Annotated in this window: 18 protein-coding genes and 1 pseudogene; 8 read left to right on the top strand and 11 right to left on the bottom strand. The window is 44.5% G+C overall.

Annotation, left to right across the window (positions count from 1 at the left end; all coding sequences use genetic code 11):
* Positions 1-38 precede the first annotated feature (38 nt).
* The 3 genes from R8N46_RS03590 to pdhA are packed head-to-tail and all read right to left on the bottom strand — an operon-like array spanning position 39 to position 3,254.
* A complete protein-coding gene (locus R8N46_RS03590; RefSeq protein WP_054701354.1) occupies positions 39-1,187 on the bottom strand; it encodes a dihydrolipoamide acetyltransferase family protein in 1,149 nt (382 codons plus the stop codon).
* Complete coding sequence (locus tag R8N46_RS03595; protein ID WP_017634235.1) at positions 1,184-2,167, bottom strand: alpha-ketoacid dehydrogenase subunit beta; 984 nt, start codon at positions 2,165-2,167, stop codon at positions 1,184-1,186. The genes R8N46_RS03590 and R8N46_RS03595 overlap by 4 nt, the downstream gene beginning before the upstream one ends.
* Positions 2,160-3,254, bottom strand: a complete 1,095-nt coding sequence (gene pdhA / locus R8N46_RS03600) for a pyruvate dehydrogenase (acetyl-transferring) E1 component subunit alpha (protein WP_213911985.1) — start codon at positions 3,252-3,254, stop codon at positions 2,160-2,162. Before pdhA ends, R8N46_RS03595 begins: the two co-directional genes overlap by 8 nt.
* 65 nt (positions 3,255-3,319) lie before the next feature.
* On the opposite strand from pdhA, the gene R8N46_RS03605 reads away from it, so the two are divergent.
* The 4 genes from R8N46_RS03605 (at position 3,320) to yegD (ending at position 6,655) form a co-directional block, all read left to right on the top strand.
* The gene (locus R8N46_RS03605; RefSeq protein ID WP_127891143.1) at positions 3,320-3,514 is read left to right on the top strand and encodes a hypothetical protein; all 195 of its coding nucleotides are present in this window, start codon (positions 3,320-3,322) and stop codon (positions 3,512-3,514) included.
* A 396-nt stretch (positions 3,515-3,910) separates the two neighbouring features.
* Positions 3,911-4,231, top strand: coding sequence for a DOPA 4,5-dioxygenase family protein (locus R8N46_RS03610; RefSeq protein ID WP_005375836.1), 321 nt, complete (start codon positions 3,911-3,913; stop codon positions 4,229-4,231).
* Positions 4,232-4,557: 326 nt separating this feature from the next.
* Positions 4,558-5,181 (top strand): hypothetical protein, encoded by a 624-nt coding sequence (locus tag R8N46_RS03615; RefSeq protein ID WP_206969268.1) that lies wholly within the window; start codon positions 4,558-4,560, stop codon positions 5,179-5,181.
* Positions 5,182-5,302: 121 nt separating this feature from the next.
* Entirely contained in the window at positions 5,303-6,655 is a 1,353-nt protein-coding gene (yegD, locus tag R8N46_RS03620; RefSeq protein ID WP_115386689.1) for a molecular chaperone, read from the top strand.
* A gap of 340 nt (positions 6,656-6,995) precedes the next feature.
* On the opposite strand, the gene R8N46_RS03625 is transcribed toward yegD, so the two are convergent.
* Complete coding sequence (locus R8N46_RS03625; protein WP_005375841.1) at positions 6,996-7,469, bottom strand: copper chaperone PCu(A)C; 474 nt, start codon at positions 7,467-7,469, stop codon at positions 6,996-6,998.
* 93 nt (positions 7,470-7,562) lie between these two features.
* On the bottom strand, positions 7,563-8,024 hold the full coding sequence (locus R8N46_RS03630; protein WP_005388493.1) for a hypothetical protein: 462 nt from the start codon (positions 8,022-8,024) through the stop codon (positions 7,563-7,565).
* Between the two features lie 439 nt (positions 8,025-8,463).
* Here R8N46_RS03630 and R8N46_RS03635 point away from each other — a divergent pair, with 439 nt between their 5' ends.
* Complete coding sequence (locus R8N46_RS03635; RefSeq protein ID WP_115386688.1) at positions 8,464-9,513, top strand: Preprotein translocase subunit SecY; 1,050 nt, start codon at positions 8,464-8,466, stop codon at positions 9,511-9,513.
* 476 nt (positions 9,514-9,989) lie between these two features.
* Here the strand turns inward: R8N46_RS03635 and R8N46_RS03640 are convergent, their stop codons facing one another.
* The 4 genes from R8N46_RS03640 to R8N46_RS03655 all read right to left on the bottom strand — a co-directional run bounded on the left by R8N46_RS03640 (position 9,990) and on the right by R8N46_RS03655 (position 12,820).
* Positions 9,990-10,268 (bottom strand): hypothetical protein, encoded by a 279-nt coding sequence (locus R8N46_RS03640; RefSeq protein ID WP_080996836.1) that lies wholly within the window; start codon positions 10,266-10,268, stop codon positions 9,990-9,992.
* A gap of 107 nt (positions 10,269-10,375) precedes the next feature.
* Positions 10,376-10,903, bottom strand: a complete 528-nt coding sequence (locus R8N46_RS03645; RefSeq protein ID WP_318098082.1) for a hypothetical protein — start codon at positions 10,901-10,903, stop codon at positions 10,376-10,378.
* Positions 10,904-11,174: 271 nt separating this feature from the next.
* Positions 11,175-11,471, bottom strand: coding sequence for a hypothetical protein (locus R8N46_RS03650; protein ID WP_115386687.1), 297 nt, complete (start codon positions 11,469-11,471; stop codon positions 11,175-11,177).
* Positions 11,472-11,620: 149 nt separating this feature from the next.
* Entirely contained in the window at positions 11,621-12,820 is a 1,200-nt protein-coding gene (locus R8N46_RS03655; protein ID WP_115386686.1) for a DUF5666 domain-containing protein, read from the bottom strand.
* Between the two features lie 89 nt (positions 12,821-12,909).
* Here R8N46_RS03655 and R8N46_RS03660 point away from each other — a divergent pair, with 89 nt between their 5' ends.
* The 3 genes and pseudogenes from R8N46_RS03660 to R8N46_RS03670 all read left to right on the top strand — a co-directional run bounded on the left by R8N46_RS03660 (position 12,910) and on the right by R8N46_RS03670 (position 15,858).
* On the top strand, positions 12,910-13,578 hold the full coding sequence (locus tag R8N46_RS03660; protein WP_053303698.1) for a response regulator transcription factor: 669 nt from the start codon (positions 12,910-12,912) through the stop codon (positions 13,576-13,578).
* Positions 13,550-14,791: pseudogene (locus R8N46_RS03665) on the top strand (sensor histidine kinase). Before R8N46_RS03660 ends, R8N46_RS03665 begins: the two are co-directional and overlap by 29 nt.
* A gap of 137 nt (positions 14,792-14,928) precedes the next feature.
* Positions 14,929-15,858 carry an SRPBCC family protein gene (locus tag R8N46_RS03670; RefSeq protein WP_115386685.1) on the top strand — a complete coding sequence of 310 codons (930 nt, stop codon included), beginning with the start codon at positions 14,929-14,931 and terminating at the stop codon, positions 15,856-15,858.
* 146 nt (positions 15,859-16,004) lie between these two features.
* Here the strand turns inward: R8N46_RS03670 and R8N46_RS03675 are convergent, their stop codons facing one another.
* On the bottom strand, positions 16,005-16,460 hold the full coding sequence (locus tag R8N46_RS03675) for a hypothetical protein (RefSeq protein ID WP_025767689.1): 456 nt from the start codon (positions 16,458-16,460) through the stop codon (positions 16,005-16,007).
* A gap of 12 nt (positions 16,461-16,472) precedes the next feature.
* The gene (locus R8N46_RS03680; RefSeq protein WP_115386684.1) at positions 16,473-18,251 is read right to left on the bottom strand and encodes a S8 family peptidase; all 1,779 of its coding nucleotides are present in this window, start codon (positions 18,249-18,251) and stop codon (positions 16,473-16,475) included.
* Positions 18,252-18,296 lie beyond the last annotated feature (45 nt).

Below are 18,296 nucleotides of genomic sequence, written 5' to 3' on the forward strand. Positions count from 1 at the left end.
TTCCGGACTGGAAGCCTTTATCATTTGATTTTTATAAGTTACTTTTCGCTCGGACGTTGCAGGTGCTCTGCAAGTACTTTCGTAAACCTTGCAGCTTCACCACCAGTACAAGCGCGATGATCAAACGTTACGGATAGCGGCATTGCTTTCACCGAAATTGCTTGACCATTTCTTATCACAACTCGGTCGAGTATTCGGCCCGCACCGACAATAGCGACTTGTGGCGGTGTGACGACAGGTGTTGCGTAAATACCGGCAATCGCGCCGAAGTTGGAAAGCGTAATCGTTGCGTGCTGCAATTGCTCACGACCGATTTTTCTCTCTCTGATCCCTTCAACGGTTTGATCGAGCCAACGACGAACATCTTGTGGCTCGTATTCATCTGCGTGGCGCAAGACTGGTACGTACAATCCATGACGGCTATCTACTGCAATTCCTACATTGACCGTTGTGTGTACACAGCGTGTCATGGTTTCGGCATCAAACCAAGCGTTTAAAGCAGGCTCTTCTTGACACGCATGAACAATCGCTTGAACAAGGCGGATACTGATATCTTCGTTTGGCAGCCAATCTTCCAACAACGCTTCTTCCGTAATGGTTACGGCGGCAACATGTTCGTGCGACTCGGTCATAGACGATACCATGGTACGTCGAGCGCCTTTCAAAACTTCGGTGCCTGGACGCTGTTTTCCGGCTTCGTCGTAAATATCGGCATCAACGATAAGTCCGTTCGGGCCACTACCTGACACGAGGTTAAGATCTACCCCAAGTTTTTGTGCCAACAAGCGAGCCGAAGGCAGGGCGGTAACGAGGTTGCTTTCTGTCGTGTTGTGGTTGCCACCAATCCAGAAATCATCAACGTTAACATGATGCGCTTGGTGAGAAACGCTACCGACGACGGTTGCGGCGTCAGCAGTGGCTTTTTTCTCTGCCATTACTTCTCTCCCAGCACCTGTTTCATCAATCTCTAGCAGTAATGCACCAATATTGACGATTTCACCTTCCTCACCATGACGGCTGACCACACGGCCCGAATAGGGGGCAGGGACGTCTACCGTCGCTTTTGCTGTCTCTACGGTTAAGATCACTTGATCTAATTTAACCATGTCTCCGACATTAACGTGCCATTTGACAATTTCTGACTCAGCGAGACCTTCACCGAGATCGGGTAAATTAAACGTCTTCATTTCCAATCCTCCACGAGTTCGCGCGCCGCGGTCACAATGTCTTCTTCCTGAACCATGAAATAATCTTCGTTACGGTAATAAGGCATAATGGTGTCCATTCCAGTTACTCGTTTAGGTGGGGCTTTAAGTAAGCACATGGCATGTTCAGCGGTTCGAGCTAATAGCTCAGAGCCCACACCACAAGTTTTACTCGCTTCATGAACAACGAGTAAACGTCCAGTTTTTTCTAGTGAGCTGAAAATCGTCGCGGTATCAATTGGCTTAATACTCGCCAAATCAATCACCTCGACTTCAATTCCCTGACTAGACAAGGTTTGCGCGGCCTGAAGTGACTCTACGACGCATGCGCCCCAAGTAACGAGCGTGATATCTCGCCCTTTACGTAAGGTGAAGCAGGTGTCGAGTGGGAGTGCTTCGCCGTTATCAACGACTTCAGATTTAACGGTGCGATATATGCGCTTCGGTTCGAAGAACATGACGGGATCATTGCTTCTAATTGCAGCGAGAAGTAAGCCGTATGCGCGTTGTGGAGAAGAAGGAATCACCACTTTAAATCCAGCAGTGTGAGCAAATAGCGCTTCCACGCTTTCTGAGTGGTGTTCCGGAGCGTGGATACCGCCGCCAAATGGCGCACGAAAAACCGCGGGACAAGTGAGCCGACCGCGAGTTCTGTTACGCATTCGAGCTGCGTGGCACATTAAGTGCTCCATCGCAGGAAAAACGAAACCTTGAAACTGAAATTCGGCGACAGGTCGTAATCCTTGCGTTGCCATACCGACCGCAACCCCGCCGATTAAGGCTTCAGCGAGTGGCGTATCGATGACTCGTTTAAGACCAAACTCTTGCTTGAGTCCAACAGTGGCACGAAATACACCACCATTATCGCCCACGTCTTCACCTAATACGACAACATTGGGGTCTTGTTGCATTTCGTGGTGCAGGGCAAGGTTTACTGCTTCAACCAACGTTAGCTCAGCCATGTCTGCCTCCCTGCATTCTCATTGCCTTGTTGATGAGTTCATCTCTTTGTGCATGAAGCTCTTGAGGTAGCGATTCATACAAATAATCGAAACCGGTTTCTGGTGCTTGTGGCGGTAAGCTCAGATAGCGTTCAACAGCTAACTCTACTTGCTCTTTACAGTAATCTAGCCATTGCTGTTCTTGTTCGTCGCTCCAAGCGCCTTGATTAAGGAGATACGTTTTAAGACGTGCGATAGGTTCGTATTGCCATGCAGTTTGAACATCATCTTCTTTACGATAACGAGTCGCATCATCGGCCGTAGTGTGGTCACTCAGTCGGTAACTCACCGCTTCGATGAGTGTTGCGCCTTTCCCTTTTCTTGCTCTCTCAAGGGCGGTTTTAGTTGCATCATAAACGGCGACGACATCGTTACCATCGACAGTAATACCCGGTATACCTGCACCTTGCGCTTTTTCTGATAAGAAATCGGCGGCACATTGGAGACTACGCGGCACTGAAATTGCCCACTGGTTATTGTTTACGACGAAAACAAGTGGAATATTCCAAGTACCTGCGCAGTTTATTGACTCAAGAAAGTCCCCTTTGGATGTACCACCATCGCCGCACATGACTAGCGCAGCTTCATGGTTACCTTGAATTTTTAGCGCGGAAGCCACCCCGACAGCATGCGTACATTGCGTCGCTATGGGTACACAGTAGGGAAGGTCTCGGCTAGGAACCGGACTGCCTTCAGGAGCAAAATCACTCCCGCGCTCATCGCCACCCCAGTATTGAAGGTTCTTTTCCATGCCAATGCCACGACACCACATCGCAGGCATATCGCGGTAGTAAGGGACAAACACATCATCAGCTTTAAGTGCTCTGCCGACCGCAATGCCTATGGCTTCCGCGCCTAAGTGTGAGGGATAGGTCCCTAGCTTACCGGTGCGTTGCAAGGCAACTGCTTTGTTGTCGTAAGTGCGAGTTAATACCATATCTCGGTAAAACCCGACCAATGTTTCATTGTCAGCCCAGTTGGGTAGTTGGCCGACTAGGTCCCCACGATGGTCGATAAACCGATGCATGGGTAATGCCTGAACGTTCATCTCAAGCTCCTTTTGACGCTGCGGGTCTTTTGGACTGCAGCTGTTCATACAAAACCAGAGTTTGTATGGGTACTCAAACTCTGATATCAGCGCAAAGGCCATACCTAAGGTTGCGTGTGCTTTCGATAGCGGTAGGCATCTGTTCGTCCCTTAAACTATTTGTCGATAACATCGCTGCGACTATTTCACCGCAAGATACAGAGAAAGGCTTTTCTGTATCTAACCCTCTAACTAAATCGTGGTATAGCCAGATACAATAAGTGTAAACAAATTGTTAAATTATGCTTCATTTTGACTTTCGCTCAGTAGTAAAGTTTTGCTTACACCCTGATTTTGCAGAGTAATATGCTGCTATTTTGTTGTTGGTATTTTTAAACTCGAATTTAATTACTGGTTAATGAAACATATTTGCAACAAAATTTGGCTGTAAAATTTGACAAAGTGAGTCATTATTAATGAATCAACTCAAACAGTTGCTATATGATGAATTGCAAATTTTTGTTGTGCTCGAAGCCTCGACCTTATGAGAATGCATAACTTCTTCCCAACAGAGTGGAATCAAGGTAGGGTGACGGCATTACAAATGTATACCCTCGGCAGTCCTTGAGCTTATCCAAAGTAGGTGGTGCTCAAGTGGAAGTGATTATGGAGAAGTTATGTACCACGCTCATGTTTATTTTCCCTTAAGAGAACAAGATAAAGCGCAAGCCTTGAACGAGATCATCCGTCAAGAGCGTCAAGATGTGCTGCGTGTGTTTCCATTAGTTGGAAGGTTAGTTGGCCCACACAAAATGCCGATGTTTGAAATTCACCTAGAATCATTGAGTGAAGAGTTCTTGGCGTGGCTTGATACGATTCGAGGCGATTTTTCTGTGCTTATTCACCCAGTAAGCGAAGAAGAGTTACTTGATCACACAGAACGCGCGATTTGGTTGGGCAGAGAGATTGGTGTATTTGAAGAAAAGTTAGAGAAATAGTTGCTCTTCTCGTCCATGCATGGCCGCTTTGAATCCTTCTCTTCTCATTGCGGTCGCAGCTTCTGCTTAACGCCTCATCTTCATTGATGGATGCGGAATCCCTTTCTTACGCTTTGCTGTAGTTATTTTTGTGCTAAACCTAAAAGTAGGCTTTCGAACTTCACGCACAAAGCGTGAAAATGTTGCTGTTTAGCATGCCATTAAATGAATTTTGGTGGTAATAAAATAATAAGTCTTTGATAAATCAAATAGGTATAGCAGGGAAGTGCAGTTTACGACCCCAACGCCATTGGCAGTGGCGCCGATAATTTATGAGGGGGAAGGGTATGTTTTCAATACTCTTGGTTATACTTGCACTCTATATATTTTGGCTGTTGTTTCGCAACGGGCCTGCGTTTGCCGGGCGTACCGCTCAAAAAAAACGTGACTGGGTTGGGCCTACCGCCAACAAAGAAGAGTGGCGAGGATTTTGTACGGATGTATTTCAGCCGTTCAGTTCTCAAACGACTTTCTACGCCATTGCTTATTTTGCCAATTACGTAGCAGCAGCGAACGCAATATCTTGGTCAACGATATACGAAGGCGATTATCCGGTCATCATAAGCCGATTTGGTAGCTACTTCATTTTAAGCACGCATGATGCACTGGTCGTAGCTGGGTTTATTGCGCTTGCTTTCTTTATCATTAATTGGCAACTTGCCATGCGCTGCTCTGGTATTCTTAGCCAGTATCTAGTGCGGATTCTTATTATTAATCAAAAGCGCTTTGTCGCGATTAGCTTGGTGTTTTGCAGCTACTTTTCGTACCTACTGACGCTTGGTATATTCTGGCTGTTCCATGATGGGTATTCAATCTGGCATGGATTAATGCTTAGCCCTGTGTTCCTATTGTTAGCTTTATTGGTAGCGGTTGTTGTGCCATCTGCAAAAAGAGAAAGTAGTGTACCTTAGATAGATTTTCCACGTTAAATTACACTTGATTTTGGGATAGTAATTCTTATGCCATTAAGTTAGCATTGCCAGCTTTTTAACGGTCAAAAGGCCACTAATCAGTGGGACAGTGGGAGAAACAATGTTTATCGGCTTTGACTATGGTACTGCAAACTGTTCAGTGGCTAAAATGGAATCGGGTGATCCAGTACTGCTTAATCTAGAAGGAAACAGCCCTTTTATTCCTTCCACCCTTGCTGCACCGACTCGTGAATCGGTATCCGAGCATTTATTTCGCCATCGAGATATTAAACCATTAGATCAAGTTGGTGAGCAGGTTTTACGCCGGGCAATCAATTTAAACCGAGAAGAAAGTATTGACTTAGAATCCGACGACATCGCGTTTGGTCAGGCTGCACTTAATCTCTATTTGGAAGATCCTCGCGATATCTATTATGTGAAATCGCCGAAGTCTTTTCTTAGTGCATCTGGCTTGCGTGATGTGCAATTGGCTTTCTTCGAAGACCTTGTCTGCGCGATGATGGACAATATTAAGTCTCAAGCCGAAAACGATGCGCAGCAAAGTATTACCGATGCTGTGATCGGCAGACCAATTAACTTTCATGGGCGTGGCGGTGAAACGGCTAACATTCAGGCTGAACGCATTTTGTTGCGGGCAGCGAAACGTGCGGGCTTCCAAAATGTGGAGTTTCAGTTTGAGCCTGTCGCGGCGGGCCTAGAGTATGAAGCGACACTCAGCGAAGATAAAATCATTCTAGTAGTCGATATTGGCGGTGGTACAACGGACTGTTCGTTGATCCAAATGGGACCGTCTTGGCGCGGCAAAGCAGATAGGACCGCAAGCTTGTTAGCTCACAGTGGCCAGCGTGTCGGCGGGAATGATCTTGATATCGCGCTAGCATTTAAGCAGCTCATGTTCCCTTTTGGCATGGGAAGTAAAATGGAGTCAGGCATTGTGATGCCGACTACCCAATTCTGGAACCCGATAGCAATCAATAATGTAGAAGCGCAGAGTGACTTCTATTCGCGAGAGAACCTATCAGCGTTAAAGTTGCTTCAAAAGCAGGCTCAAGAGCCAGAAAAACTTGCTCGTTTGCTAGAGGTGTATCATGAGTCTTTAGGCTACAACATTGTTCGCCGTGCCGAAGAGGCAAAAGTGGCACTTTCAGAACAAGCTTCTTACCGAACTGGCATCAACTTACTATCAGAAACGATTGAAGTTGATGTACAACGTGACGAAATGATCGAAGCGATCCAGTCGCCAAAGAATAAAATGACGGCGTTGGTGACAGAAGCGGTAGAGCAAGCTGGAGTTAAACCCGATGCTATCTTTATGACTGGAGGTTCGGCACGCTCGCCAATCTTGCGCGATGCGGTGCAAACCGTACTGCCAAGTATTCCGGTTGTCAGTGGAAACTATTTTGGCTCAGTAACTGCCGGCTTAGCTCGTTGGGCTGAGGTTTGTTTCAAGTAGAAAGAAAGCTGATTAACCGTGGGTCTTTGTTGCCAAACTTATGATTTCATTTAGGCTTGCCAAGTGATGGTTGGAGAACTTTGTCGAGAGGTTGAGTTTTAAGCGGGTAGGGAACCTTTTTAGGATCTTAAGTCTTTCAAGGTCATTCTGAATAGCGAGGGACGAGCGTGATTTAGAATCTCTTGCCCGAGCACGCTGTTATGATATGTGACCCCGTTTCGCCGAGCGTTATTCATCACCATTATTCTGAAGAGTCGAGTTAGGATCTACCGGAATAATGATTTTGACTAAGCTGAGATAAAAATGCCCGCTAAATCAGCGGGCACTTTTGTTTACGTCATTAATGGTGCATGTGTTTTTCCATGTGACCTTGTTTTTCAACCGCCATTTCTACTTCCACTTTACCCGCGTTTTTGAATGTTAACGTCATAGGGAAGCGGTCGCCTTCTTTAAGAGTTTGTGTTGGGTTAAAAATCATTAAATGGAAGCTGCCTGGCTTAAACAACACTGAGTCATTGGCTGGAACGCGCACTTCGTCAATCTTAATCATTTTCATCACACCATCTTCTTTCTTATGCGTGTGAATTTCGACATGCCCTGCGATTGGGCTTTCTGCTGCGATCAATGCATCTTCACTGTCACCGTGGTTGGTTAATTGAAAAAAACCACCGATAACAGGTGCGTTTGGTGGCGCTTCGCGGCTCCATGGATGGTCGATATGAATTTTTCCTGCTTCATAATCGTGCGCTAAACTCAGTGGGCTAGCGATGACAGCAATAAGCGCGATAGCGGCGGTTTTTAATGATTTAAGCATGTGTTTTTCCTTTTGAATTAATAGCTTCTCTGAATGGACAACAAACAGAGTCATCGTTATTTTTGAATAAAGTTGTCAATGATTAGATGCCTGTTAGGCAGGAAAAACACTCGGCGGAGAGTGCTTAGGCGCGATGTGTTTGTAAACGAGCTTATCGCATTTTGAAAAGTGATAAGTCGTCAGTGCATACTTTACTCGGCGCAGCCAATGGATGGTTGTCAGGTAAAGCCCAATCGCAACTAAAAGAAAGAATTGAACAGCTTGAAGAAGCGGGCATTCAAACTGGAAGCCGTCGTGTAAGTTAAGATCTTGGATGAGCTTAGAAGAAGATTGAGCGTTAGCCTCAATCAACGTATTGATATCCACCCATTTGAAACCATCTGCGGTACACAGTAAAACCTTTTCACTTTGGACTTTGTTGAGCCAAGTTGTGCTGTGAACTTGTGTAGGATTAAGAGCGGCTGTGGACGCTAAATACAACTGAAACAACACCGCGATAATAACCGCAATAGCGTGCAAGCGATGGTGTTTGTGCTGTATTAGAGTGTTTTCCATACAATTGAGTGCTTATCTTCTTCGGCGCGGGATACTAACAAATTAACCAAACAATGTAATTATCAGTTTACTAAAAGGTGATGCAAGTGTGCATTATTTGTTTTGTTGCCTATTTTTAACGCTTTAATGTCTTGATTCGGCTGACATTCACAACCTCCAATTCAACTTGTCAGTCTTGCTTAGTCGCTTCTGAAGATACCGAATTAATCTCTCTTATATGTCACTGAAGCTTCGGTTAGTGGGTGTCGTGGTGGTGTTTTTACGTGCTAGATTTGGCTGATATCGATTCAAAATGCACACCGAATCTTCACTTGTTTTCCATTAACGGAATTATGACAGTAATTTAATAAAGGATACGGTATTCTGCGCTCCTTTGTACATGCCAGAAACGTCCGTCCTGCTTAGTCGGAGGGGCGATTAATCTTAAGAAATTTCTCAAATGAAATACGAACAACAGATTGGATATCGATACCCTAAAGGTCGATTTGCCATGGTGAGTGTATATGCATTCACCGGTGCTGCGATTTTAGCATCGACTATTTTTTCTCTATTGCTGTTTTTGTCTATCGACGAAAACCCGATGATGCAAACCTTATTTGGTGGTTTAGCGATCGTTTTTGAAGCAGGTAAATTTTACGCTTGGTATGAATACGGTGAGCGCCGAGCCCATCGCAACTACACAGGAGCAGCAACCGCTCTCGTGTTTTATTTAGTCTTAGCTGCGATTTCCATTGGCGGTAGTATTGGTGGGATTAATAGTGCAACCAATAGTGCACAAAGTCATATTTCGGTAGAGCAGGCGAAAGTGGAAGCGTTTAATCGTCAGATTGCGGCAATCGATAAGCAGATTGAGCTCAACAATATGGCAGCGCAGAAATACATCGAGATGGAACGTATCGCGACTGGTGTAACTCGCATCCAGGAGCAAAACAAAACCTTACGTGAAGAGCAGCAACGCTTGGCTATGGAGCGTGATAGTTTACCGCCGGTGACGCAAGGCTCAGTGATTGGTTTAATTGATAGTCTAGCTAACGCATTTGGTACCACCTCTCAGCAAGCTCAGCTTGGCTTGGTTGTATTTCTTTCGATTCTTTTGGACTTCTTTGCTGCATTTTTTGTTGGCTTGATTGGTGAAGAGCAACGGTTCCGATATTTCTATCGCAGAAATGAGGGCATGATATTGAAAACAGTTCGCGATATAGACCCAGCGCCTGCGGGTTATCTTCCTCATATAAAAGAGGAAGTAGAGCAAGAAATACCAGCAGCGCCGGAGCCAGAAGAACCAAAGGAACCGAAAACCTTGTTAGAGCAAGTTAGCGATGCACTTAAAACGCATCAAATTACGTGCACCAAAAAAGCCGTTGCTAAACAGTTTAGGCTGTCTGCGGAAGAGGTAGACAAGGTATTTGAAGAATTGGCAGAGCTCGGTTTAGTGGGGAAAAAAGCCAACCACCATTATCATTGGATAGGTGAAGCAGAGACCGCATAATTGGTTATCTATTAAAGTTCGGAAAGAGCGTCAATCGGCGCTCTTTTTTGTATTAGCTCCCCATGAACTCGTTGTTAATTGTTAAATAAACTATGAGCAGTTGGTGATACAAACTACAAATTCATTTGGATATAAGTTGAGGTTAGATTTGAGATGTCCGAGACGGCTAGATATTCACGAGCAAGGTATATGTGTTTCAATACATAAATAATTTTCTATCACGGTACAGCGAATAATTCCGACGTCTCAATAGAGGGTATGAACTATGCGCATTCAGACGTCCAAGAGCTCTAAATCCCCGAGTCAAAAGGCTCTCTTTTTTTCATTAAAGAAGTCATGATAGCGGTCTCGTGCTCGAGGGTGAACGTTAGAAGATATTCGAACCGGCCTTACTCGCCAGATCAGTTATTAATAAACCAATAATAAAATAGGCACCAATTTGATGCCTTTGGTGATAGCTGGACAACCCGATACCACTAATCTCTTTCTGACTTAAAACGATACTGTTCCGACAAGCAGACCAGAAGGCCAACTAAAGCTGAGACTAAAACTACACACACTTGGTAGCTGGTTTTCTCTACATTAAGATCGTTCAAAATCTCGGTAGTCGCAATCATAGGAAGCGTTACCGTGATCAACAAGCTAAATAAGCGAGAAACCCTAGATTTCTTTCCATGTCGCTTGGTATAGAAGTAATGCGCGTAATCCGAGTACATGATAAACAAGGAAACTAAAAGACCCAGTATCCAAAACATAGCTTACAAATCCTCTATTCCAAGCATGTTACGTCGTAACAACTCTTTCTTTGCAGCTAGCGCATCTGCCTCGTTAAAGCCTTTGAGTACACTAGCGAGAATAACAGCTACAAAAAATGCTCTCGCGCCAGCTTGTTGTGCAGTTGATGAGAGGCTGAGTTTTTTGAAAGTCTCTTCAGCGATGTGCACTGAGCCATTTCTTTAATCAATGCAGCCCCTTGACCTTTTGATAGTGCGTATATAACAGCTGCCATAAAGCCGACCTCAAGTTTAATATCGATGGTGATAAACCATGTAGAAAGGAAATTTGCAACTGCTTTATGAGTATTAAAATACTGGCGCAGCTCACCATCTGATAGGCTCCAAGGGTTCCACATTGGCTTGGCAATACTTTGCGCTACCAGCATTTGAATCTTACCGAAAAATTTCGAATTCCCTAAAGCCTGTGCCTGCTCAAGGACTTTTCTTTGGTCGCGTCTATTGAGCTGTCGATACAAAATGACACCTGTGATTATAGGCAAAACCTTTTCTCTGTTGTTTCTGATGAAGTTCAAATCGGCATCTAAGCCTGTCAGTACCGCCAATTGAACTACAGGTTCGGCTTTTAGAGTCTGTTCACTATAACCTCTAACCATCGTTAAACCTCCTTTCTTCGATATATAGTATGTGTACAATATAGCCAAGTGACTTGTATGCAAGTTGTTACATTTCTCGTTAGGCTCAAAGTCTCAAAGTTAGGAGGAATTATTACTAATTTTTGAACTTGTGTAGTAAAAATAGTGTGTGGTCAAATGCAGGTTTTTGAATATGAAAAACCAAGATTAGACGTGTGCTTCAAACAACTGGTAAATCGCCACTTTATTCTAGGAAAATGTTTTCTACGCTCAAACATCTATGATGTAGGTATCAATCGTTATTGAGCTTTTTGGTTACGTCTTTCACCGTTTTCTTCTCTTTTTCCGGTGTCATTGCATCAACAGCTTTACCCGCCACCCCTTCATCTGGCAATTTGTCTTTTCCTGCATCAACTGCGGTATCTTTCAGTGCCTCTTTAGGCGTACAGCGACCCCCAACACCAACCACGGCTTTTGTCGCAGCGGCTTTAGCTGCCTTTTCTGCATCGCAGTCAGGATCCATAACGCTAGCTAAGCTCGTGGCTGAACCAAAAAACAAGATTAACAAAATGAGGTTGCGTTTTTTCATATTCGTCACCAATGTTGTGAAACATAGGTAAAGTGTAACGGAGAGAAAAGGCTTTGGCTGAGAATTTGTTGGTTTGAGCTTGGGAAGCAAAGTAAGGTGAAAAGAAAAAGTGCCACCGAAGTGACACTTTTTCTTAAGCGTAGAAGGGATTAGTAGTCGTAAACGTCTAACTCCACTTCACGGGCAATATTTTGCTCGTTAATGATCACACCTTCGACTTCGACACGAGCACCATTTAGGTTAAGTTCTTCAATGCCTTGGAAGCGTGTTTGTGCATCAATCACAACGGTGGTGTTACTTAGTACTTGATCAGCATCATTCTCACAATGCTCGATTTCAAATGTTCTTGCTTCAGCATCGTAGTTTGATACGTATCCTTCACATTCAAATTCTTTACCTTGCCATTGGTTGTTATCGTCAAAGTCTGGTTGCTCAAACTCAATAACGGTAGCGATGCGTTTGCCATTTTTCACGACAGACGTTACTTCCACTTCTTGGCCTTGTTTTAGGTTCGCTTTGCTGCCATCTTCAAATCGTGTTGCGTTATCGATGAAGAATGCACCTCGGTAGTTTAGTGAGAACTCACTGTAGTCATTTGCAACCCAAGTCACGATACCTTCCACATCGCTGTCATTGCTTATGACGTCGTAGCCTTCAACTTCTACCTCATTTGCCATGAAGATGCCGTTTTGCATTTCACCTTCTACTTCCACCCATTGGCCGATGCTAAGTTGGCTAATGTTGTTATATGCCACCGTTACTTTTCCACCTAACTTAAATGTTCCAGCATTTTCATCGATACTGGTAATACGGCCTTCCAGTTCGTAGTCGTTATCAAGTACTGGGTAATCGTTATCTACGTCGAGTTCGACCACAGACAACACTCGATAACCCGCATCAGCAGTTGGCAATGATGACACCATTACCCAGTCGTTGACTTCTATATCATCACTTAAATCGTCAAACTGCAGCTCTACGCCGTTTACCGTAAATGTTTTCTTCACATGATCAATCGCTGTGACACGTCCTGTAATGGTTGGTTCAAGTGTGACTCGGACGCCATTGTCCGAAGCTTGCTGAATATCTGACCCCACGCGAACCACCATTTTTGGTTTTACATCGGCCAATTGCACTTGTGTGTCGTCATAAACCACCTCAGACACACGATACGTATGTCCATTGACGGTTAACGTGCTTTCTTCAGCGTTGACCGCTTCAACAGAGCCAATCGCTACACTTGGTTTCACTGCTGGTTGAGTTGATGTGCTATCGCTATTGCTGCCACCACCTGAACCACCACAACCAGACAATGCCAAACCTACTACAGAAATAAGAGCGAGTTTTTTCATTGTATTAACCTCAATTTACGAGCGAGTTTAGGAAATTGCCTGTATCTTATTGGGCATATCGTGAAGAGATCGTGAAGAAACGTGATTTTATGAAAATTTTAATTGTAGATGACAACCATAACGTCTCGGAGACGATTGCAGACTATCTTGAGCTAGAAGGCATGATTATCGATTGTGCGTTTCATGGAGAGGCTGCGATTAAGTTAATCGAGGAAAATCATTACGATGTAATCATCATGGATATCATGATGCCGAAGCTCGATGGCATCAGTACGGTACAGAAGCTTCGACAAGATAAGTTATGTGGAACGCCAATTCTCTTCCTAACGGCAAAAGATACGCTAGATGACAAAATCGCGGCTTTTAAAGCGGGGGGAGATGATTATTTAATGAAGCCCTTTGCGATGGAAGAGCTCAGTTTGCGTGTTCATGCTTTGGCTAATCGTGGTCCAAGACAAGATATCGGAGCGCTCAAATTTGCAGATATTTGTTTAGATGCGCGTACAGGAAAAGTAACGAGAAAAGACAAAGAAATTAAGCTGAGTCGAATTCAAACTAAAATTTTAAAATTGCTCCTCCAACGTGCTCCAGCAGCGGTCTCGCGCACAGAAGTGATCGATAGTGTGTGGGGAGACGAACCACCCGGAAGTGATGCACTTCGTAGCCATATTTACGGTTTAAGAACCGCGCTAGACAAAGGTTTTGAAGAATCACGATTAGAGACTATTCATGGACAAGGTTACCGACTTAAAGCATAACGAATATCCAAGCATTTATCGCAAGATCCGTTGGGGTTTTGGGGTCATGACGTTTGTGATGTTTACTCTTTTTTGGTCGCTGATTTATGTGGCAGAAAACAAACTGGAAGTGCTGAGTTTACATCACTGGCTCGATACTGAAGCTGCGCTTTATAGTGAGAATTTCGAGAAACAGGGCTGGGATGCGCCATTGCCAAACGTATTGGAGTTCAACTCATATTGGAGTGAAGCTCCGACACCGGATTGGTTGCTCTCTTTTACTTCACCTGGTTTTTACGAATACCTGCTTGGTGAAGAAGATAAACACTTTGTTGTATTGAACCATCCCTCAGGGAAGGGGCTTATGTACATTGTATTTCAAGATGACTCAGATGATTACTTGGACGAATACGAAAGCTCGCTGCATCAGTTTACGCTGCTGCTCGGTGGTTTGTTTTCATTTGTCATGGTTGGGTATGGCATTTACATGGTGCGAATATTGTCTCGGCCATTAGCGCAAATTGAAGACAAAATTAGCCAAATGTCACCGGATCAACCCGCTTTCCAAGTTGAAACTAAGTTCAGCTAAACACGCCAGATAGAGCAGACTTTGCTGGATAATAAGAACGATATCGCGGGCTACTTCAAACGAGAACAAGAATTTAGCCGTTTTGCATCGCATGAGTTGAGAACGCCAATCATGGTGATTAAAGGCTCAACAGACATTCTGACGCGTCTTCCTGATCAACCTCGAGTTGCGCAAAAAGCCATCACGAGGATGCAGTCAGCTTGTGACGAGATGCGTGTACTGACAGAAGCGTTTCTCTTACTTGGTAAAGAGAAAATAGAGCCTCAGCATTACGGAGAGCATCAGCTTCTTACTTGTTTACAAAAACAACTGGAAGAGCTGGCTCCTTTATTTGCCAAGCAAGATTCGAACTACGCTTTGCACGAACAACATAGTGGTGTCGTGAATGCACCGGAGAGTTTTGTGACCATTGTAATCAACAATCTGATTAAAAACGCCTTTAGCTATAGTGTGGGAGATATTGAAATTGAGTTGAAAGGTCATGCGCTTAAGATCCTAAACCGTCACGATGGCAACGAGACGTACAACGCTGGTTATGGTTGTGGGCTTGTTATCGTACAACGAATATGTGAACGGATGGGGTGGGCGTTAGTACTGGACGATGATGGTGTTCGATTTAGTGCAAAAGTGGAGTTCTGCTCTTAGCTTTGTGCGTATTGATTCAAGTGAGACTTAACGCTCTGGCTTTTTCTTGTCGTACGCATCTAACCCGCAGTCAAACAAGAAAAAACTGGAATTTGAATTAGACTGAAGTTAGTGAAGCGGAAACTCGAGGAACCGTTATGCTCTCTTATCAGGTCAGCCGAAGTATTGAAATTAATAAGAATCAAAGTGAAATTATTGGCTATCTCAAGAACTTCAAACACTGGCCCAGCTGGTCACCATGGATCATTCTTGAACCAAGCTGCGAGCTGACATTCAGTGATAATCAGGGCCACGTTGGAGCTGGTTATCAATGGAATGGTCAGCGTATTGGGACTGGCGCGATTGTACTGGAAAGTACTCAAGAGCATCGATTAGATATGGAGCTGCATTTCTTTCGTCCAATCAAGAGCCATGGAAAGGTGACTCTAATCGTGACGCCGTCACAAAATGGCTGTTTAGTCGAATGGCAAATGCAATCTCGCGTCCCTTGGTATCTGTTCTTTCTGAAAAGTATGTTTAAGTCGATGATAGAGATGGATTATCAACGTGGGTTACGCATGCTTAAAAGTAAGCTTGAAACCGGAAGAGTGCATTCAGACTTAGTCGAAATTGGGAACCGAACGTTGCCTCAAATTCATTATATTGGGATCAAGGGTGTGGCTAGCTTGCAGGAATTAGGTTCGGTAATTGATAAGCATGTTCAGCAACTAGAACAGTTAATTAGTGACGAAACCCTATCCGTGAATGGTGAATTGTTTTGTTATTACCAGTCGATGGATATGCAGAAAGGTACATTCGAGTTTATCACTTGCTTTCCTCTTCATAACTCAGTACCAGCGCCTCAAGGGGCGGTTACCGGTACCATTCCTGAGAGTGAAACATTTGTCGTTGAACACCGAGGTGAATATCAGTTTTTGGGAAATGCATGGGCTTTAGCGATGAACTTGGTTCATCAGAGTGGTATGAAAGTCAAAACCAGTCCTTTAGGAATCGAACGCTATCTGAATAGTCCGAAGGAAACCACGGAAGAAGAGCTAAGAACGGAAATTATTTTGTTTAAGAAATGACAGGCGCAGGCGAGTAGGGTGTTTAGGTATCATACTAGTTATGCGAAATGTTACTAAAGAATAATAGCGTATCTGTTCCTACCCATAAAAATGCCTCAGCAATCGCTGAGGCATGGTTTTACAGGCCAACTTCTCTTGTTAGAGAATTATTGTGCACGGTATTTACCGCTGTTTAGTTCAATTTTAGACGCTTTTACCCGGCTGTCTGCGTTTAGGTAGTCGCTAATACTTAGCAGATCTTGATCTTGAGATGCTTTTAACACCGCTGATTCCCCTTCTGCGAAGATAACTTCTAATTTTAACTCTTTGGCGACTGCTTTCGCTTCGTTAGGATTGTTTACGGTGATATAAACCAGTCCAGTGGCTTTGGATACGTTACTAAACGCATTCTTAAACACCTCATCACCCGCTTGAAGTTTTACGTCTTCAGATAGGGTTCTAACAGTGCCAGTTTGCACTTTTCGATAATCTTGGCCATTAATCTCAACCGCTTCTGATGGCACAAACAGTTCTGGTGCAGGTTGTTGAGAGAGCTGTTGCTCAGCGTATACACTCGACGTCATGATAACGAGAGCCAGCATAGAAAATGATTTGTATTTCATGTTATTGACTCCTTAGTGTCCAAATATGCGCATCGACCAGTTCTTAATAACACCGGGCTGAGCGTTGTTTGCCATCGGAACGTCATAGATGGTGGAAGAGTTGAAATATGCAATGTAAGAATAGACTTCATCGCCGTTCGTATCTATTGCTCGCAACGTCCATTCGCCTTTTGCATCTTCGCCATAAAATTGGTTAGACAACATTAATTGATCTTTGTAGCCTGTAATCGTTGGATCAAGAGATTGGCCAACAAGACCATTGCGCGGTGTTTGCAAAACGGAACGAGTCCCTGATGGCGAAATGAGCTCAATAGCTAAGTCGGGCAGACGAGCGTGGTCCAATGTCAATGTCACTTGAACGGATTCTACTGTCAGCTCATCGGCAATGGCGATACTTGAAGAACCACCAACTAGACTTGCATCGGGTACACTTACTTCTGTAGCGTTATTAACCCATGGCGTAATGACTTGAGCTGGTAAAACACGATTCGTCATGCGAGCACGTTGCATCGCTTCATCTAAATCTACAGCGCCGAAGCCATAAAAAGTATGGAAATCTACGCCTGCTGCGTTTTTCTGCCAAGGGGCAATGGCCTCGTAGCTAACCTGTTCACCTTTATGGTTAGTAAATTCAAGCTGTACGCCTGGATGCGCTTTATCCGTTACTTTTGCTGTCTCCGCTAGTAAAGCACGTACATCACGAGCAGAAAGTGCGTGGTTGGTTGACATGATTGCCGCGATGGCACCCGATGTGTTTGGCGCAGCCGATGAGGTTCCATTCATCGTACTGGTATAGTTGCAGTTCGGATCGAGCTCCGTTCCGCCGTGTAACCCATTAATGCCAAGGCCATCACTGGTATTTTGCCCTTCTTCACAACCCATTAAATCAGTGGTGACCATAGCAGGGAAATCTTGCCCATATTCACCTGCTGGTGCTGCAACCCACACGTTCGACCCCACCGATGAGTAACTCGCTCGCGTACCATCCGCTCGTAGTGCACTAGTGACTAAATTGAAGTAATTGGCGTTATCATAAGACTGAGCAGAGTTGTGCATCGGTAAGCCTTGATTGTCTCCACCAGCAAAGAAGTTACTTGGCAATACGAAGAATCGCCCTGTATTGAAATAGCGGTAACCATTACCTGCTGACTTTACAAATACAGCACCTCGACCCCAGGCGTTACTCTCGCTGACGTTTTTCATCACGTCCATTTCAAGTTTTAGTTGAGGGTCGCTTTCATCAAAAGTAATCGGGTTTATAGGGCTGAAACCGTAACTTTGGTTAAATACGCGAACATCGCGTGTTGCTGGGTCCATGCCATGGGAGATTAACCAGCCTTCTAATGTCTGGTTGGCTAACCAGTTAAAACCGATGAGGGAAGAGTGAGAAGCGACACCGCGTCCGCCTTCACCGTTGTTGCCGACGGCGCTAATCAAACCGGCTACAGCAGTGCCATGACCATTAGTATCAACCGGATAACTTGGTGGGAATGAAGAGTCTTCGACGAAGTTTCTGCTACCTGTAACTATATTACCTGCAAGGTCGGGGTGATCGATCTGAACTCCAGAATCAATGACGGCAACTTTCACACCAACACCTGCAATCCCCATTGCCTGAGTGAGCCTAGTGTTTAAGTCGTTCCCAGCAACAGCAGGATTAGCCGCAAACGCAGTTTGCCCCGTGTTGTCTAAGTGCCATTGTTCAGAATAGAGTGGATCAAACGCCGAGACGGCAGGTGCAATGCCTACTGCCAACATAGCAGCAAATAGGCGATTAATGCGTATTTCCATTTTTGACCTCATGTCTTTGTTTGGAATTTTTTAGTTCCTGTTTCA

The organism is Vibrio sp. 1874 (assembly GCF_033344395.1).
Taxonomy (GTDB): Bacteria; Pseudomonadota; Gammaproteobacteria; order Enterobacterales; family Vibrionaceae; genus Vibrio; species Vibrio alginolyticus.

What these genes read in the sequence shown, in the direction of transcription:
- pdhA (WP_213911985.1), bottom strand. Translation starts at nt 3,254, where the DNA reads ATGAACGTTCAGGCATTACCCATGCATCGGTTTATCGACCATCGTGGG.
- R8N46_RS03660 (WP_053303698.1), top strand. Translation starts at nt 12,910, where the DNA reads ATGAAAATTTTAATTGTAGATGACAACCATAACGTCTCGGAGACGATT.
- R8N46_RS03675 (WP_025767689.1), bottom strand. Translation starts at nt 16,460, where the DNA reads ATGAAATACAAATCATTTTCTATGCTGGCTCTCGTTATCATGACGTCG.
- R8N46_RS03625 (WP_005375841.1), bottom strand. Translation starts at nt 7,469, where the DNA reads ATGCTTAAATCATTAAAAACCGCCGCTATCGCGCTTATTGCTGTCATC.
- R8N46_RS03610 (WP_005375836.1), top strand. Translation starts at nt 3,911, where the DNA reads ATGTACCACGCTCATGTTTATTTTCCCTTAAGAGAACAAGATAAAGCG.
- R8N46_RS03605 (WP_127891143.1), top strand. Translation starts at nt 3,320, where the DNA reads ATGGGTACTCAAACTCTGATATCAGCGCAAAGGCCATACCTAAGGTTG.
- R8N46_RS03670 (WP_115386685.1), top strand. Translation starts at nt 14,929, where the DNA reads ATGCTCTCTTATCAGGTCAGCCGAAGTATTGAAATTAATAAGAATCAA.
- R8N46_RS03645 (WP_318098082.1), bottom strand. Translation starts at nt 10,903, where the DNA reads ATGGTTAGAGGTTATAGTGAACAGACTCTAAAAGCCGAACCTGTAGTT.
- R8N46_RS03630 (WP_005388493.1), bottom strand. Translation starts at nt 8,024, where the DNA reads ATGGAAAACACTCTAATACAGCACAAACACCATCGCTTGCACGCTATT.
- R8N46_RS03680 (WP_115386684.1), bottom strand. Translation starts at nt 18,251, where the DNA reads ATGGAAATACGCATTAATCGCCTATTTGCTGCTATGTTGGCAGTAGGC.
- R8N46_RS03615 (WP_206969268.1), top strand. Translation starts at nt 4,558, where the DNA reads ATGTTTTCAATACTCTTGGTTATACTTGCACTCTATATATTTTGGCTG.
- R8N46_RS03590 (WP_054701354.1), bottom strand. Translation starts at nt 1,187, where the DNA reads ATGAAGACGTTTAATTTACCCGATCTCGGTGAAGGTCTCGCTGAGTCA.
- R8N46_RS03595 (WP_017634235.1), bottom strand. Translation starts at nt 2,167, where the DNA reads ATGGCTGAGCTAACGTTGGTTGAAGCAGTAAACCTTGCCCTGCACCAC.
- R8N46_RS03655 (WP_115386686.1), bottom strand. Translation starts at nt 12,820, where the DNA reads ATGAAAAAACTCGCTCTTATTTCTGTAGTAGGTTTGGCATTGTCTGGT.
- yegD (WP_115386689.1), top strand. Translation starts at nt 5,303, where the DNA reads ATGTTTATCGGCTTTGACTATGGTACTGCAAACTGTTCAGTGGCTAAA.
- R8N46_RS03635 (WP_115386688.1), top strand. Translation starts at nt 8,464, where the DNA reads ATGAAATACGAACAACAGATTGGATATCGATACCCTAAAGGTCGATTT.
- R8N46_RS03640 (WP_080996836.1), bottom strand. Translation starts at nt 10,268, where the DNA reads ATGTTTTGGATACTGGGTCTTTTAGTTTCCTTGTTTATCATGTACTCG.
- R8N46_RS03650 (WP_115386687.1), bottom strand. Translation starts at nt 11,471, where the DNA reads ATGAAAAAACGCAACCTCATTTTGTTAATCTTGTTTTTTGGTTCAGCC.